Source organism: Clostridium sp. YIM B02506, assembly GCF_022324845.1.
GTDB classification, from domain to species: domain Bacteria; phylum Bacillota; class Clostridia; order Clostridiales; family Clostridiaceae; genus Clostridium_T; species Clostridium_T intestinale.
Genome location: NZ_JAKGTG010000014.1, coordinates 1 through 16,267, shown reverse-complemented (window position 1 = coordinate 16,267; position 16,267 = coordinate 1). Strand labels below are relative to the sequence as shown.

The 16,267-nt window shown below is 30.0% G+C and carries 15 protein-coding genes; all 15 read left to right on the top strand.

The features are described from left to right. Nucleotides 1–16: 16 nt before the first annotated feature. The 15 genes from L1S49_RS11845 to pknB all read left to right on the top strand — a co-directional run bounded on the left by L1S49_RS11845 (nt 17) and on the right by pknB (nt 16,001). Nucleotides 17–1,627 carry a bifunctional diguanylate cyclase/phosphodiesterase gene (locus L1S49_RS11845; RefSeq protein ID WP_238904626.1) on the top strand — a complete coding sequence of 537 codons (1,611 nt, stop codon included), beginning with the start codon at nt 17–19 and terminating at the stop codon, nt 1,625–1,627. Between the two features lie 283 nt (nt 1,628–1,910). Next, entirely contained in the window at nt 1,911–3,293 is a 1,383-nt protein-coding gene (locus L1S49_RS11840) for an NCS2 family permease (RefSeq protein ID WP_238904624.1), read from the top strand. Between the two features lie 159 nt (nt 3,294–3,452). Further along, the gene (locus L1S49_RS11835) at nt 3,453–4,334 is read left to right on the top strand and encodes a YicC/YloC family endoribonuclease (protein ID WP_238904622.1); all 882 of its coding nucleotides are present in this window, start codon (nt 3,453–3,455) and stop codon (nt 4,332–4,334) included. Nucleotides 4,335–4,348: 14 nt separating this feature from the next. After that, a complete protein-coding gene (locus L1S49_RS11830) occupies nt 4,349–4,618 on the top strand; it encodes a DUF370 domain-containing protein (RefSeq protein ID WP_021802161.1) in 270 nt (89 codons plus the stop codon). Then, nucleotides 4,618–5,256, top strand: coding sequence for a guanylate kinase (gmk, locus tag L1S49_RS11825; RefSeq protein WP_073015936.1), 639 nt, complete (start codon nt 4,618–4,620; stop codon nt 5,254–5,256). Before L1S49_RS11830 ends, gmk begins: the two co-directional genes overlap by 1 nt. Next, complete coding sequence (gene rpoZ / locus L1S49_RS11820; protein ID WP_073015937.1) at nt 5,237–5,455, top strand: DNA-directed RNA polymerase subunit omega; 219 nt, start codon at nt 5,237–5,239, stop codon at nt 5,453–5,455. Before gmk ends, rpoZ begins: the two co-directional genes overlap by 20 nt. A gap of 2 nt (nt 5,456–5,457) precedes the next feature. Then, on the top strand, nt 5,458–6,648 hold the full coding sequence (gene coaBC, locus L1S49_RS11815) for a bifunctional phosphopantothenoylcysteine decarboxylase/phosphopantothenate--cysteine ligase CoaBC (RefSeq protein ID WP_238904619.1): 1,191 nt from the start codon (nt 5,458–5,460) through the stop codon (nt 6,646–6,648). Between the two features lie 51 nt (nt 6,649–6,699). Continuing rightward, complete coding sequence (gene priA / locus L1S49_RS11810) at nt 6,700–8,901, top strand: primosomal protein N' (RefSeq protein ID WP_238904615.1); 2,202 nt, start codon at nt 6,700–6,702, stop codon at nt 8,899–8,901. 9 nt (nt 8,902–8,910) lie between these two features. Next, a complete protein-coding gene (def, locus tag L1S49_RS11805; protein WP_021802156.1) occupies nt 8,911–9,354 on the top strand; it encodes a peptide deformylase in 444 nt (147 codons plus the stop codon). 11 nt (nt 9,355–9,365) lie between these two features. Beyond that, nucleotides 9,366–10,301, top strand: coding sequence for a methionyl-tRNA formyltransferase (gene fmt / locus L1S49_RS11800; protein ID WP_238904612.1), 936 nt, complete (start codon nt 9,366–9,368; stop codon nt 10,299–10,301). Between the two features lie 12 nt (nt 10,302–10,313). Beyond that, on the top strand, nt 10,314–10,997 hold the full coding sequence (locus tag L1S49_RS11795; RefSeq protein ID WP_073015942.1) for a zinc metallopeptidase: 684 nt from the start codon (nt 10,314–10,316) through the stop codon (nt 10,995–10,997). Between the two features lie 7 nt (nt 10,998–11,004). Continuing rightward, nucleotides 11,005–12,321, top strand: coding sequence for a 16S rRNA (cytosine(967)-C(5))-methyltransferase RsmB (gene rsmB / locus L1S49_RS11790; protein ID WP_238904611.1), 1,317 nt, complete (start codon nt 11,005–11,007; stop codon nt 12,319–12,321). A gap of 8 nt (nt 12,322–12,329) precedes the next feature. After that, entirely contained in the window at nt 12,330–13,361 is a 1,032-nt protein-coding gene (gene rlmN / locus L1S49_RS11785; protein WP_238904609.1) for a 23S rRNA (adenine(2503)-C(2))-methyltransferase RlmN, read from the top strand. A gap of 17 nt (nt 13,362–13,378) precedes the next feature. Beyond that, entirely contained in the window at nt 13,379–14,095 is a 717-nt protein-coding gene (locus L1S49_RS11780) for a Stp1/IreP family PP2C-type Ser/Thr phosphatase (protein ID WP_238904607.1), read from the top strand. Nucleotide 14,096: 1 nt separating this feature from the next. Next, nucleotides 14,097–16,001, top strand: a complete 1,905-nt coding sequence (pknB, locus tag L1S49_RS11775) for a Stk1 family PASTA domain-containing Ser/Thr kinase (RefSeq protein WP_238904604.1) — start codon at nt 14,097–14,099, stop codon at nt 15,999–16,001. Nucleotides 16,002–16,267 lie beyond the last annotated feature (266 nt).

Genomic DNA, 16,267 nt, shown 5'->3' with positions numbered 1-16,267 from the left:
CTGAATAGGTGACGAAATGTTTAAAAATTCATTTAACTTAAGAAAAGTAAAAAAATATAAAGACTTAGGAGCTGGAATAAACCCAAGAAAAGAAGCCTTGAAAATAGCATTAGTTTATTTAATATTAGGAGTATTCTGGATTAAAACATCAGACTTCTTATTAGAAAAACTGGCAAAAGATAATAGAGTTTATTGGGCAATACAAACATATAAAGGGTGGATATATGTCTTAATTACTATGTGCGTAATTTATATTTTAATTGCTAAAAAAATATTGTTATTAGAGAAAGCTTTTGTTGAACTGAATAATAGTAATAGAAAATTAGATAAATTAGCTTATTATGATACCTTAAGTAATCTACCTAATAGTGCTTTTTTTAAACTTACAGTTAATGAGTTAATAGATAATAAAAATATAAAAAACAACAAGTTTGCTTTGGTATATATAGATATTGATGATTTTAAAAACATAAATAATACTTTAGGATACACCTTAGGAGATAAGCTTATAATATATATATCAAATATATTGAAATATCAAGTTAAAGAAGAGGATTTTGCATCTAGGTTTGGTGGAGATGAATTCACAATTCTTTTTACCAATATTGAAAAGAATGTTGATGTTGTTTATAAAATAGAAGAGCTTTTAAATATACTCAGAAGACCTTGGAAACTGGAGGGTCAAGAGTTTTTTATTTCCTATAGCGTAGGAATAGCTATCTATAAAGACCATGGAAGTGACTTTAATGAACTTCTTAAAAATGCTAATACAGCTATGTTTGAAGTAAAGCGTAGAAGTAAAAATGGATATACTTTTTATAATCATGATATGGAAAAAAGAATTTTGGAAAAAATTAATTTAATTAATGAAATGAAACATGCTATTGGTAAGGATGAATTTATGTTGTATTATCAGCCTATAATAAGATTAGAAGACAATACCGTTTATGGTTTTGAAGCCTTAATAAGATGGTATAAACCGAATAAGGGTTTTATATCTCCCATGAATTTTATACCTTTATCTGAAGAGATAGGATATATAGACCCAATAAGTAGGTGGGTATTAAAGTCAGCTTTTGAGCAAATAAAAGAGTGGAGAGAAAATGGAGTAAGTGGTTTAGTTATAGGAATAAATATATCAGGAAAATTACTAATAAATGATGATATAGTAGATTATATAGCTGAGCTGCTAGATTTATATAAAATAGATAGTAAAAGTATAAAATTAGAGATTACAGAAACGGCAATAATGACTAATTTAGAAGAAGCTATAAAAGTACTTAGAAAAATGAGGTCTATGGGATTACAATTATCTCTTGATGATTTTGGGACAGGATATTCCTCATTAACATATCTAAAAAAGTTACCTATGAATATGGTAAAGCTTGATAAAGAGTTTATAAATAATATTTTTTCAAGTGATCAAGATAAAATAGTTGTAGAGTCTGTAATAAATCTTATAAAGGATTTAAAGTTAAAAATTGTAGCTGAGGGAATAGAGACAAAAGAACAGTTAGATTTTTTGAAGAATAATCAATGTGATTTTGGGCAAGGGTATTATTTTAGTAAACCTGTGCCAAAGGATGAGTGTATACATATTATAACAAACATTAATTGTCTAAAATGATTTTGAGAGACTGCAAGAATTAACTTAGTAGTCTTTTTATTTTTTTCAAAAGATTAATTTTAAAATTTCATAATAAAAACTTAATTTGTCTATATATAATTCGACATTAATTAAAAAGTGCGAATATTAAGCTTAAGCGAAGTGGCTAAAATTTGAGTATTGACTAATTTAAACTAATTGATATATAATAATATTCGTTGATTTTGTTTCTCACACAAATTAAATAGACTAATTTGTCATATTATGTGTGGAAACACAATATATTAAGAAAAGGGGATTAATAATGGAAAAATTGACTTTAAAGGAAAAGTTTCTTCCTATTTTTACAAATAAGAATGTTGATTTCAAAAAAGAAATAATAGCTGGAATTACAACATTTTTAACAATGGCTTACATAATAGCTGTTAACCCATCTATTTTAAGTGCAACAGGAATGCCTGTAGGAGCATTAGTTACAGCAACTTGTTTAACTGCTGGTGTAACAACTATTTTTATGGGATTATATGCAAATTTACCTTTTGCTTTAGCACCAGGTATGGGGTTAAATGCTTATTTTGCTTTTTCAGTATGTATTACAATGGGAATATCTTGGGAAATAGCATTAACAGCCGTTTTTGTTGAAGGAATTATTTTTATATTTTTATCTTTATTTAAAGTAAGAGAAGCAGTTGTAAATGGTATACCAACTAATCTAAAACATGCAGTTACTGCTGGTATTGGATTATTTATAGCATTTATAGGTTTTACTGGTAGTGGCATTGTTGTGAAAAATGACTCTACATTAGTTGGAATGGGAAGTTTTACAACACCTTCAGTTGTTGTTACCTGTATAGGATTATTAGCTATCGTTATTATACAAAAGAAAAATATTAAAGGAGCAATGCTTCTAGGAATAGTAGTTTCTACAGTGGTTGCATGGGGATATGCATTAATTAATCCAGAAGGTGCCGCTGCATTTAACATATTCTTGCCACAAGGTATCTTTAAGTTTGAATCAATTGCACCAATAGCTGGTAAAGTTGACTTTGGCTACATGATGAATCCAAACAACATTTTAAACTTTGTTGTTATAGTATTTACATTTTTATTTGTAGACTTTTTTGATACAGTTGGAACTTTAGTTGGTGTTGCATCAAGAGCTAAGATGTTGGATAAAGATGGAAACTTACCTAATGCAGGAAGAGCTTTATTAGTGGATGCTATAGGTACTACAGCAGGAGCTTTAGTTGGTACATCTACAGTAACAACATATGTTGAAAGCTCAACTGGAATCAGTGAAGGCGGAAGAACTGGATATACTTCTATAGTAACAGGAGTATTATTCTTAATTGCTATGTTCTTCTCACCATTATTTATAGCTATACCATCTGCTGCTACTGCGCCAGCACTAATTTATGTTGGATTTTTAATGATGGGAGCAGTTAAGGAAATAGAGTTTGATGACTTATCAGAAGGAATACCAGCATTTTTAACTATTGCTTTAATGCCAATGACTTACAGCATAGGTGATGGTTTAACTATAGGTGTTTTAGCTTATGTATTTATAAATGTTTTAGTGAATTTATTTTCTAAAAAAGAAGATAAGAAAAAAGTTTCACCAGTTATGATAGTACTTGCTATAATATTTGTAATAAAATTAACACTTCATTATTTTACTGCAGTATAATACTTAGTAAGTTATTTGATTGGCCATTACATTTTGTGATGGTCAATTTTTTACGAATTTAATTGTAAACTTTCTGTTAACAAACCATTGACCTAAGGTGTCATAAGGGTATATTATCTTTATATAGCTTAATAAACAAACTCTTAAGGGGGATAAAAAATGGCAAGAAGCATGACTGGATTTGGTAGATCCACTAGCGCTGAAGGTAGCGATAAAATATTTACTCTAGAAATGAAAAGTGTAAATCACAGATATTTAGATATAAATATCAGGATGCCTAAGTCTATGATAAGTTTTGAAGATAGAATAAGAAGAATATTATCTCAGAGTTTAAATAGAGGTAAAATTGATTTATTCGTAAATTTAAAAAATTATCATAAAGGAGATCAAGTTACTAAATTTAATGAAAGTTTAGCTGATAGCTATTTTAAATCCTTATTAGAGATAGAAAATAGATACGATGTAAAAAATGATATATCTGTTTCATTAATTGCTAGATTTCCAGATGTTATAATGGTTGAAGAAAAAGAAGAAAACATAGAAGAACTATGGAGATGTCTTGAACCTCTACTTCATGATGCTGTTACTATGATGGTAGATATGAGGGAAAAAGAAGGAGCTAAGCTAAAGGAAGATATTATCTTAAAAACTAGAGAAATAAAAGAACTAGTTAAGAGAGTAGAAGATAAATCAGGTACTATTGTTGAAAGTTATAAGATAAAATTGCAAGATAGACTTAAAGAGCTAAAGAACATAGTTGATATTGACGATAGTAGAATAGCGATGGAAATAGCTATCTTTGCTGACAAGGCATCTATTGATGAGGAAATAACTAGACTATATTCCCACATAAATCAAGTGGTTGAAACATTTGATTTAAGTGAACCTATTGGAAGAAAACTAGACTTCATAATTCAAGAAATGAATAGAGAAGCAAATACTATAGCTTCAAAATCATCTGATATTGAAATAACTAACATAGTTATTAATATAAAAAATATAATAGAGAAAATAAGAGAGCAGACTCAAAACATTGAGTAACTAGGAGGAAAGAAATGAGTATTAAATTAATTAATATTGGGTTTGGAAACATAGTTTCTGCTAATAGATTAGTTGCTATAGTTAGCCCAGAATCTGCCCCAATCAAAAGAATCATACAAGAGGCAAGAGATAGGGGTATGTTAATAGATGCTACATACGGAAGAAGAACGAGAGCAGTTATAATTACTGATTCAGATCACGTTATATTATCAGCTGTACAACCAGAAACAGTGGCTCATAGATTATCAGCTAAGGATGAGGTTGTAGATGAGGTTGATGAATAATGACAGAGGTTACTAGAGGTTTGTTAATAGTAATTTCTGGACCGTCAGGAGCTGGAAAAGGTACTATATGTAAGGAATTATTAGATAAAAATGATGATTTATACATATCTGTTTCTGCAACTACACGTAATCCTAGAGATGGAGAAATAGATGGAGTTAATTATTACTTTATAGATAGATCTGAATTTATGAAAAAAATTGAAGCTGATGATTTTTTAGAGTATGCTGAAGTTTATGGTAACTTTTATGGTACTCCAAAATCTAAAGTTGAAGAAATGCTTTTAAGTGGTAAAAATGTTATATTAGAAATTGATATTCAAGGAGCACTTAAAGTAAAAGAAAACTCAAAAGAAGGTATTTTTGTGTTTATTCTTCCTCCATCTATGGAAGAATTAAAACAAAGAATAATAAAAAGAGGTAGTGAAACTACAGAATCTCTTATGACTAGATTTAAATCTGCGTATCAAGAGATTAATTATGTATCAAAATATAATTATGCAGTAGTTAATGACCAAGTAGAAGAAGCAGTTAAAAAGATTGAAGCAATACTTACTGCTGAAAAATGTAGAGTAGACAGAATAAAAGAAAATATATTAGATTCTAAGGAGGGCGTAATCCATGAGCAACTCTATGATTAATCCATCAATAGTAGATTTATTGAAAAAGGTAGATAATAGATATTCACTTGTTATTGTTACTTCAAAAAGAGCTAGACAATTAATAGACGGTCAAGAACCAACTATTAAGGTTGATTCTAAAAAATCACTAACTATTGCTATTAACGAAGTTAATGAAGGTACAATAAGTTTTGAACAAATAAAAGAAGGTTATAAATAAAAATGAATAATAAATGTGTGGTTATTGGAGTTTCAGGAGGGGTAGCAGTATATAAGGCCCTTGAAGTAATATCTAGGTTAAGAAAAAAAGATATTGAAGTTAGAGTAATAATGACTGAATCAGCACAAAAATTTGTAACCCCACTAAGTTTTCAATCTTTAAGTCAAAATATGGTTACTACAGATATGTTTGATGAGCCTAAGGCTTGGGAAATTCAACATATATCTTTAGCTAAAAAAGCAGATCTAATGCTTGTATTACCTGCTACAGCAAATATAATAGGAAAGGTAGCAAATGGAATTGCAGATGATATGTTATCAACTACAATTATGGCCACAAAAGCACCAGTAGTTTTTGCGCCTGCTATGAATACAAATATGTATGAAAATCCTATTGTGCAAAATAATATTGAAAAACTAAAAAGTTTTGGATATGAATTTATTGAACCTGCTTCCGGTAGGCTTGCTTGCGGGGATGTGGGATCTGGAAAACTTGCAGATGTTGAAGATATTTATGAGTTTGTTTTAAAAACTTTATATAAAACTAGCGATTTAGAAGGTAAAAAGGTGTTAATAACAGCTGGACCAACTATATCACCAATAGATCCAGTAAGATTTATTACAAATAGAAGTACTGGAAAAATGGGTTATGCTATAGCTGAGGAAGCAAGAAATAGAGGCGCAGAAGTTACTTTAATTTCTGGACCTACTAATATAAAGCCGCCATATGGAGTAAAGACTATAAAGATTTCTACTAATGAAGAAATGAAAAATGAAGTTTTAAAATATTTTGATAAAACTGACATAGTTATTAAGTCAGCAGCTGTTGCAGATTATAAAACTTTAACCTATTCAGAGCAGAAAATTAAAAAAGGTGAAGGGAATTTAAACTTGGAATTTACTAGAGATAGTGATATACTTAGTATTCTAGGTGAAAAGAAAACTTCGCAAATATTAGTAGGCTTTGCAGCTGAAAGTAATAACTTAGAAGAAAATGCTACAAGAAAATTAATAAAAAAAAATCTAGATTTAATAGTTGGAAATGATATTACAGCTAAAGAAACTGGATTTGGATCTGATGATAATAAAGTTATATTTATTTCAAAAACAGGAGAGAAAACTGTACTTGATAAGATGACTAAACTGGAAGTAGCAAAGAAACTATTTGATGAAATTATAAAAATTAAGGGTTAGTAAATATTTAAGCTCTCTATGTAACCATAGGGAGTTTTTTTATAAAGGGTGATGAAGTTGTTTGCTCAAGTTGTTATAAATAATGATGCAGTTAGTGTAGATAAGTTATTTACATATAAAATTCCAGAAAAGTTTGTTAATGATATAAAGCTAGGACATAGAGTTCTAGTTCCTTTTGGCATGGGAAATAGGTTTTATGAAGGTTTTGTTATAGGTATTCAGGAGAATAATGAAAGTGGATTTAATAATATTAAGTCTTTAATAAATATTTTAGATAAAGAACCTATACTAAAAAACGAAAGTCTTCTACTATTTGAATTTCTGGTTAATAGATATCTATGTAAAAAAATAGAAAGTATAAGGCTTCTTATCCCTACAGGAATAATGAGAGGGGTAAAAGAAAAAAAGAAAGAAGTTATATGCTTTAATAAAGAACTTGATGGCAAATTAGAATCTAAAGATGAATACATAAAAATAGTAGATTTTATAAAAATAAATAATGGGAAGTATATGAAAAGTCAGTTAATAAATGACTTTAATTACTCTTCGTATATGATTAATAAACTGATATCTGAAGAATATCTTATTAAATTAGATGAAAAAGTCAATAGATTAGATAATAGAGAATATGACTTTTATGATACTTTTGAGTTAAATGAAGAGCAGCAAAATGCATTTAATAATATAGTTTTTTCAAAAGAAAAGTTATTTTTACTAAAAGGGGTAACTGGAAGCGGAAAAACAGAAGTATATATGAGATTAGCTAAAAAGATGCTTGAAGAAGAAAAAAGCACCTTGATATTGGTTCCAGAAATTTCATTGACCCCTCAAATGATAGAAAGATTTAAAGGAAGATTTGGGAATTCGGTAGCAGTATTTCACTCCAAATTATCTCAAGGAGAAAGATTTGATGAGTGGCACAGGGTATCTGAAGGAAAAGTTAAACTAGTTGTAGGAGCAAGAAGTGCAATATTTCTTCCTTTTAAAAATTTAGGACTTATTGTTGTTGATGAAGAACATGAGGGAACGTATAAATCCGAACAGAACCCTAAATATCATACAAGAGAAGTAGCTGAATATCTTAGTGAGATAAGTGAATGTAAGGTAGTTTTTGCATCTGCAACACCTTCTGTAGAAAGTTATTATTATGGTTTAACTGACAAATATAAATTAATTGAACTTAAAAATAGAGTTGCAAGTAAAAAAATGCCTAAGATGAAGATTATAGATATGAGACAGGAACTTAAAAACAATAATAAAAGCATGTTTTCTAGGGAATTATATGAAAAAATATCTTTAAATCTTAAGGATAAAAATCAAAGTATTATTTTTTTAAATAGAAGAGGACATTCGACTTTCGTGTCTTGTAGGCAATGCGGGTATGTGTATAAATGTCATCATTGTGACATATCTATGACCTATCATAATAATGGATACCTAATATGTCATTACTGTGGAACTGCTAAAAAGATAGATAATAACTGCCCTAAATGCGGTAGTAAGTATATTAAATATTTTGGCGCAGGCACTGAAAAGATTGAAGGTGAAATAAAGAGGCTTTTCCCTAAATCAAGAGTTTTGAGGATGGATGTTGACACTACTAGAAATAAAAATTCTTATGAAAAGATATATAATTCCTTTAAAAATGGAGAAGCAGACATTTTAATAGGAACTCAGATGATAACAAAAGGTTTAGATTTTCCTAATGTTACTTTAGTTGGTGTAATAGCCGCTGATATGTCCTTAAACCTTCCTGATTATAGATCGGCTGAAAGAACTTTTCAGCTTATAACTCAAGTGGGAGGACGAGCGGGTAGAGGAGATAAAGAAGGGGAAGTTATAGTACAGACTTATACTCCTGAACATTATTCAATTATTCACTCAATGAATAATGACTATGAAGCCTTGTTTAAGGAAGAAATAGTAATGAGGAAAGATTTTAATTACCCTCCTTTTGGAAAGATATTTCTTATCCATTGTTCATCAAAAAATGAGGAGCTATTAAAAAACTTCATGAAAGAACTTGGGAATCATCTTAATAAAACTCTAGAAGAATATGATTTAGAAATGCTTGGGCCTTGTTCTTCTATAATATCAAAAATAAAAGAGAACTATAGATGGCAGATAGTATTAAAAGGTGATTTGCCTGAGGAAACATGTAAATTTATCAAAGATAGGGTTTATGAAATCTACTCTAATGTATATAATGAAATAAGAGTATCTATTGATATAAACCCAAACAGTTTAATATAGGAGGAAATTATGGCTAAAAGAATCATAAGGATAGTCGGAGATGAACTATTAAGAAAAAAAAGTAGAAAAATTGATGAAGTTAATAATAGAATAACTACATTAATTAAAGATATGTTTGAAACCATGTATGCTGCAAATGGAATTGGGCTAGCAGCACCGCAAGTAGGTATACTAAAAAGGTTGTTTGTTATAGATATAGGAGAAGGTCCATTAGTTTTTATAAATCCAGAAATATTAAGTACAGAAGGTGCTGTATGTGATATTGAAGGATGTTTATCTATTCCAAATGAGCAGGATGAAGTTGAGAGACCAGAAAAAATAAAAGTTAAAGCTCTAAATGAAAAAGGTGAGGAATTCACTTTAGAAGCAGAAGGGCTGTTAGCACGTGCTATATGCCATGAAAATGACCATTTAGATGGTATATTATTTACAGATAAAATTAAAAGTAAGTAGGAGGGAAATAGATGAAAATAGTTTTTATGGGAACACCAGACTTTGCGGTGCCTTCTCTAAAAGCTTTAATAGAAAATCATCAGGTTGAGGCAGTTTTCACTCAACCTGATAAACCAAAAGGAAGGGGAAAAAAACTTTCCTTTTCCCCAGTTAAAGAAGAGGCTTTAAAACATTCTATTAAAGTATATCAACCAGAGAAAATAAAAAATAATGAAGAACATATAAAAGCACTTAAAGATATTGCTCCAGACTACATAATTGTAGTAGCTTATGGTCAGATATTAACAAAGGAAATACTAGATATACCTAAATATGCTTGTATAAATCTTCATGCATCTATATTACCTAAGTTTAGAGGTGCTGCTCCTATAAACTGGGCAGTTATAAATGGAGAAAAAACTTCAGGAAATACAACAATGCTTATGGATGTGGGATTAGATACAGGAGATATGTTGTTAAAAGATGAGGTTGAAATAACACCTTATATGACATCTGGTGAACTTCATGATATTTTAATGGATAGAGGAGCAGGACTATTATTAGATACAATTAAAGGTTATACTAATAATGAAATTATTCCTATGAAGCAAGATGGTAGTTTAAGTTCCTATGCATCTATGTTAAATAAGGAAATTGCTAAAATAGATTGGAATAAAACTGCTTTAGAAATTCATAACATGATTAGAGGACTAAATCCATGGCCTATAGCATATACAACTTATAATGAACAAAATATGAAAATCTTTAAAAGTGAAGTAATAGATGAAGATAAAACTACAGAAGATATAGGTAAGATAATAGATGTAACTAAAGATGGAATAAAGGTTTCTTGTGGAAAAGGAATACTTCTTATAAAAAGAGTTCAATTCCCTAATGGAAAGCCACTAGACATAAGTCAATATTTAAATGGAAATGAGATTGAGAAAAATATTATAATAGGAAAATAAGAGGTGATATTTATGTATTGGTTTGATCCAACAATGATTATTTTGTTACCAGCAATAATACTTTCTCTTTGGGCACAAGGAATGGTAACATCAACATTTCAAAAGTATAAAAGGGTAAGAAGCTTTAACGGGCTAACTGGTGCTGACGTTGCTAGAAGTTTATTAGATGCTGCTGGGCTTTTTGATGTAAGAATAGAGCAGGTTCCAGGCTCTTTATCCGATCATTATGACCCTAGAGCTAGAGTGTTAAGATTATCAGGAGATGTTTATGGAAACACATCTGTAGCATCTATAGGTGTTGCAGCTCATGAAGTAGGGCATGCTATTCAACATAACGAAAAGTACGCTCCACTATTATTTAGAAATGCTATTGTTCCAGTTGCTAACTTTGGTAACTACTTTTCTTGGATATTAATACTTATAGGGATTTTCTTCTCTATGACTAATTTAATATACTTAGGAATAATATTTTTCCTTGGAGTAGTAATATTTCAATTAGTAACTCTACCTGTAGAGTTTGATGCTTCTAAAAGAGCTATAACTTTATTAGATACTAGAGGTATATTAATAGGTGATGAAGTTAATGGGGCAAGAAAAGTTTTAAAAGCAGCAGCTATGACTTATGTTGCAGCAGCAGCTACAGCTATTATGCAACTAGTAAGACTTTTATATATAGCAAATAGATCGGATGATTGAGGTAAAAATGAATAGTAGAAAAATTGCACTAAAGGTATTAGATGAAGTGCTAAATAAAGGAGCATATTCAAACTTAGCTTTGAATAATGCTTTCAAGGATGCTTCACTAGAACAAAAAGATAGAGGCTTTATTACAGAAATTGTTTATGGAACAATTAAGTATAAAGAATCAATAGACAGCATAATATCCTTGTATGTAAAAGATGTTAATAAGATAGATAGAAGAGTTATAAATATTTTAAGATCTTCTATCTATCAGCTAAAATACTTAGATAAAGTTCCAGAATATGCGGCAGTTAATGAAGCAGTAGGAATAGCAAAGAAATTTTCTCTTTCTACCTCTAAGTTTGTAAACGGAGTGCTTAGGAATTTTATAAGAAACCTAGATAAAGAGCCAGAGTTTAAGAAATTGAACTCAAAACTTGCCTTTAAATACTCATTTCCTTTATGGATGGTAGATTTCTTTATAAGTCAATTTGGAAATGAAAAAGCAGAAGAAATCCTAATAGGGCTTAATATGACACCTAAGTTAACCGTTAGAGTTAATAATTTAAAAGGGGATTATCAAGAAGTTTTTGATAGTCTAAAAGAAAAGGGCTACAAGGTAAGTGAAGGGTATGCATCACCAGAAGCTATATCAATAGATCGAGGTAGTTCTATAGAAAATAATGAATTTTTTAAAGAAGGAAAGTTAATAGTTCAAGATGAAAGTGCAATGCTTGTATCTCCACTTCTAGATTTAGAAGAAAATATGACAGTTATGGATTTATGCGCTGCACCAGGGGGGAAGTCTACCCATATCGCAGAACTATTAAATAATAAAGGAAAGGTTTTATCCTTTGATATTCATAAAAATAAGCTTTCCTTAATTAGAGAAAATGCTAAGAGATTAGGAATAAGTATAATTGATGCTAGACAGCAGGATGCTACTAAGTTAAATGAGGACTTAGTTAATACAGCAGATAGAATACTATTAGATGTTCCTTGCTCAGGGCTTGGAATTATTAGAAAAAAACCAGAAATTAAATATCAAAAAACAATAAAAGACTTAAAAGATATAAGAGATATCCAGATAGATATAATGGAAAATGCTTGGAGTTACTTAAAGTCTGGTGGAGTAATGGTTTATTCCACATGTACATTAAATAAAGAAGAAAATGAATATAATGTTAAAGAATTCTTAAGAAAACATGAAAACTGTGAAGTTGAAAAGATATTTATTGGGAATTTACCTAATTTTATTTATAATGAAGATGGAACTTTAACAATATTACCTAATGAATTCATGGATGGATTCTATATGGCTAAGCTTAAGAAAAGGTAGGTGTAAAAATGAAATACCTATTAGATTTTAATCTAGAAGAGTTTAAAGAGGAATTAGTTAAAATAGGAGAAAATTCTTTTAGAGCAAAACAAATATTTCAATGGATATATAAAGAGGTTTATGATTTTGAACATATGAAAAACATCCCAAGTCCATTGAAAAGTAAGTTAAAAGAGAGTTTTGATTTATCTCTACCTAAAGTAGTTGAAGAATATACATCTTCAAGCGATGGTACAAAAAAGCTTTTAGTTTCACTAAAAGATAACAATCTTATTGAATGTGTTATTATGAAATATAACCATGGAAACACCATATGTATTTCAACACAAGTAGGTTGTAGAATGGGATGTAAATTTTGTGCATCAACAATAGATGGAAGAATAAGAAACCTTACACCAGGAGAAATGCTTGGACAGGTTTTACTAGCTCAAAATCTAATGAAAGAAAGAATTTCTAACATAGTACTAATGGGAAGTGGCGAACCTTTAGACAATTATGATAATGTTATGAAGTTTCTAGAAATAGTTAATGCTGAATATGGGCTAAATATTGGGCAAAGACATATAACTCTTTCCACTTGTGGGATAGTACCTAAAATATATGAACTTGCAGATAAAGGATTAAATGTTACTTTGGCGATTTCTTTACATGCATTTTCAGATGAAAAAAGAAAAGAGATAATGCCTATAGCAAATAAGTATTCCATAAGTGAGATTATGGAAGCTTGTGAATATTACATAAAAAAGACTAACAGAAGAATAACCTTTGAGTATTCTTTAGTTAAAGGAATCAATGACTCCAAAGAAGATGCAAAAGCTTTAGGAAACTTGTTAAAGGGAAAACTTTGTCATGTTAATCTTATTCCTGTAAATGAGATTAAAGAAAAAGAGTACAGAAAATCAACAAAAGAAGACATAGACATATTTGAGAAAACTTTAAGGAAATATGGTGTAGAGGCTACTGTAAGGAGAGAGATGGGAGCTGATATAAATGCTGCATGCGGTCAATTACGAAGAAGTTATCTGGAGATTAGTAATTAAAATGAGGGGGAATTCTCATGATTGGATTAATTAGCGATGTCGGGAAAAGGCGACCAGTCAATGAAGACTATGCTGACTACCATGAAACAGACGAGTATAAACTTTTTATAGTAGCAGACGGCATGGGTGGACATAATGCTGGCGAAATAGCAAGTAAGCTAGCTACTGAAATCATTTTGGAGTATATTAAGGATAATTGGGATACCTTTAAAGAAGATTGTATATTAGAAAATGCAATTAAAGCATCAAACAAAAAAGTCTTTAGCGTTTCAAATAAAGATGAAGAGTTTAAAGGTATGGGAACAACTATAGCAGCATGTTTAATAACAGAATCAAATTTATACGTAGCTAATGTTGGTGATAGTGCTTGCTTTATGCTAGAAGATCATAAGCTTATTAAGGTTACAAAGGATCACTCGCTAGTACAAGAACTCCTTGATAGTGGAAGTATAACAGAAGAAGAGGCATCAACTCACCCAAGGAAGAATATAATAACAAGGGCAGTTGGAGCTTATGAAGAGGTTATGGTAGATATCTTTAAATTACCTAAGGTAATGAAGAACAAGTATTTACTGTGCTCAGATGGATTATTAAATGAAGTAACTAATGATGAGATAGAAGATATTCTAAATAACTATGATAATGAAGAGGCGGCTAAACAGCTAGTTACACTAGCAAATGAGAGAGAAGGCAGAGATAATATTACAGTTTTAGTGTTTGGAGGAGAGTTATAATATGGAGAATATTATATTAGGAGACAGATATGAACTGCAAGAGAAAATAGGAGAGGGTGGAATGTCTTTAGTTTATAAAGCTAGAGATAAAAAGCTAAATCGTTTTATTGCAGTAAAGATATTAAAGCATGAGTTTATAGACAATGAGGATATAGTAGATAAATTTAAAAAGGAAGCAACAGCAATTGCTAACTTAAATGACCCTTATATAGTTAATGTTTTAGATGTAGGTTCTCAAGATGATTATAATTATATAGTAATGGAATATGTTAAGGGGAAAACCTTAAAAGAACTAATAAGAGAAAAAGGTAGAATTCCATATGATTTAGCTTTGAATTTTTCTACTCAAATAGCTAAAGCTTTAGATTGTGCACATAAAAATAACATCATTCATAGAGATATTAAACCTCAAAATATATTAGTTACTGAAGAAGGAAGTTTAAAAGTTACTGATTTTGGAATAGCAAAATCAACTAACTCTTCAACTATTACTAATACATCAAATGTAATAGGGTCAGCTCATTACTTTTCTCCAGAACAAGCTAAGGGGAACTATATAGATAGCAGAACTGATTTATATTCTTTAGGTGTGGTTATATATGAAATGGTAACTGGAAGAGTTCCATTTGATGCTGATTCACCTGTTTCTGTGGCCTTAAAGCATATACAAGAAGAGGTTGTACCTCCTAAGAATATAAACTCAGCAGTACCTGAGTCTTTAAATAAGCTTATATTAAAGGCGATGGAAAAAGAACAGATAAAAAGATACCAATCTGCCAAAGAAATGATAGTAGATTTAGACAAAATAAAAAATGATCCTAATGCTATAATAGGTACAGTACCTGTTACAGAGGATGATTTTACAAGAGTCATGCCATCAGTTAACCCAGCAAATGTTGCGGCTGTAAAAAACTCAACTTCTAAAAGTAATGATGATTGGGAAGAAGATGAAGATGACTGGGACGAGGAAGAGGATGACTCAAAGAAAAAGAAAAATAAAACTAAGTTAGGAATTATATTAGCCCTTGTAGCTGTGCTTATTTTAGCTGGAGCAGCTATTACAACATATTTTCTTACAACAAATAATAAAAAGGCTGAAGATCTTAAAATGCCTAAGGTAATAGGGCTAAAACAAGATGATGCTGAAAAAACTCTTAAAGATATGGGACTTGAAATGCTAGTAGCTGGAGAAGAAAAAAGTACTGAACCAGCAGGAACAGTAGTTAAAGCTAACAAAAATGAAGGTGATACTGTTAAAAAAGGTGAAACTATAAGAGTTTATGTAAGTGGTAAAGAAACAAAGAAAAAACTTCAAGATGTAACTGGATTAGACGAAAATCAAGCAATTGCCTTTTTAGGTAATGCGGGTTTAGAAGTTGCAGTTAATAGAGAATATTCTGACAGTGTAGAAAAAGGTAAAGTAATAAAACAAGATCCAAAGGGAGATACGGAGATAACAGAAGATACAAAAGTTACTTTATATGTAAGTCAAGGAAAGAAACCTGTTACGGTTCCGAAGTTATTAGGCTTATCAAAACAGGATGCAATAAGTGCACTTAATGCTGTAGGGTTAAATGGAGATTCTAAGGAAGCTGAAACCACAGATAAGAATAAGGATGGAAAAGTTATAGATTCTAGTGTAAAAGAAGGTAATACTGCGGATGCAGGCTCTACTATAACTCTTACTATAGGAAGATATAAAGATGATAATCCTGACATTGAACTAGGATTCCTTATTGGAAAAACTGTTCAAGAAGCAGCTGATTATATGGAATCAAAAGGTATAAACCCAACTACTGATAATAAAAATGGTGATATTGTTGAAAATTTAAGTAAAACTAAAGCTAAAAAAGGCGAAACTGTACAGATTAAAACAAAAAAATCTGAAGTACCAGCAACATCATAGTATTAAATAAATTTTAAGAAAAAGGTATTGCAAAATAATTTTAAAGAATTATTTTAAGCAATACCTTTTATATTTTAAAACCTAAAATTTTAAATAAATGAAAGATATCAATGAAGTTAAAGAAATAAATTATAGATAAAAACAAATCCCTATAAAAATACAGCGGCTCGGCAGGAGCCGTCTGTATTTTTATAGAAGAATTCAAGAAAAGAAGAATTCAAGAAAAGAAGAATTCAAGAAAAGAAGAATTCAAGAAAAGAAGAATT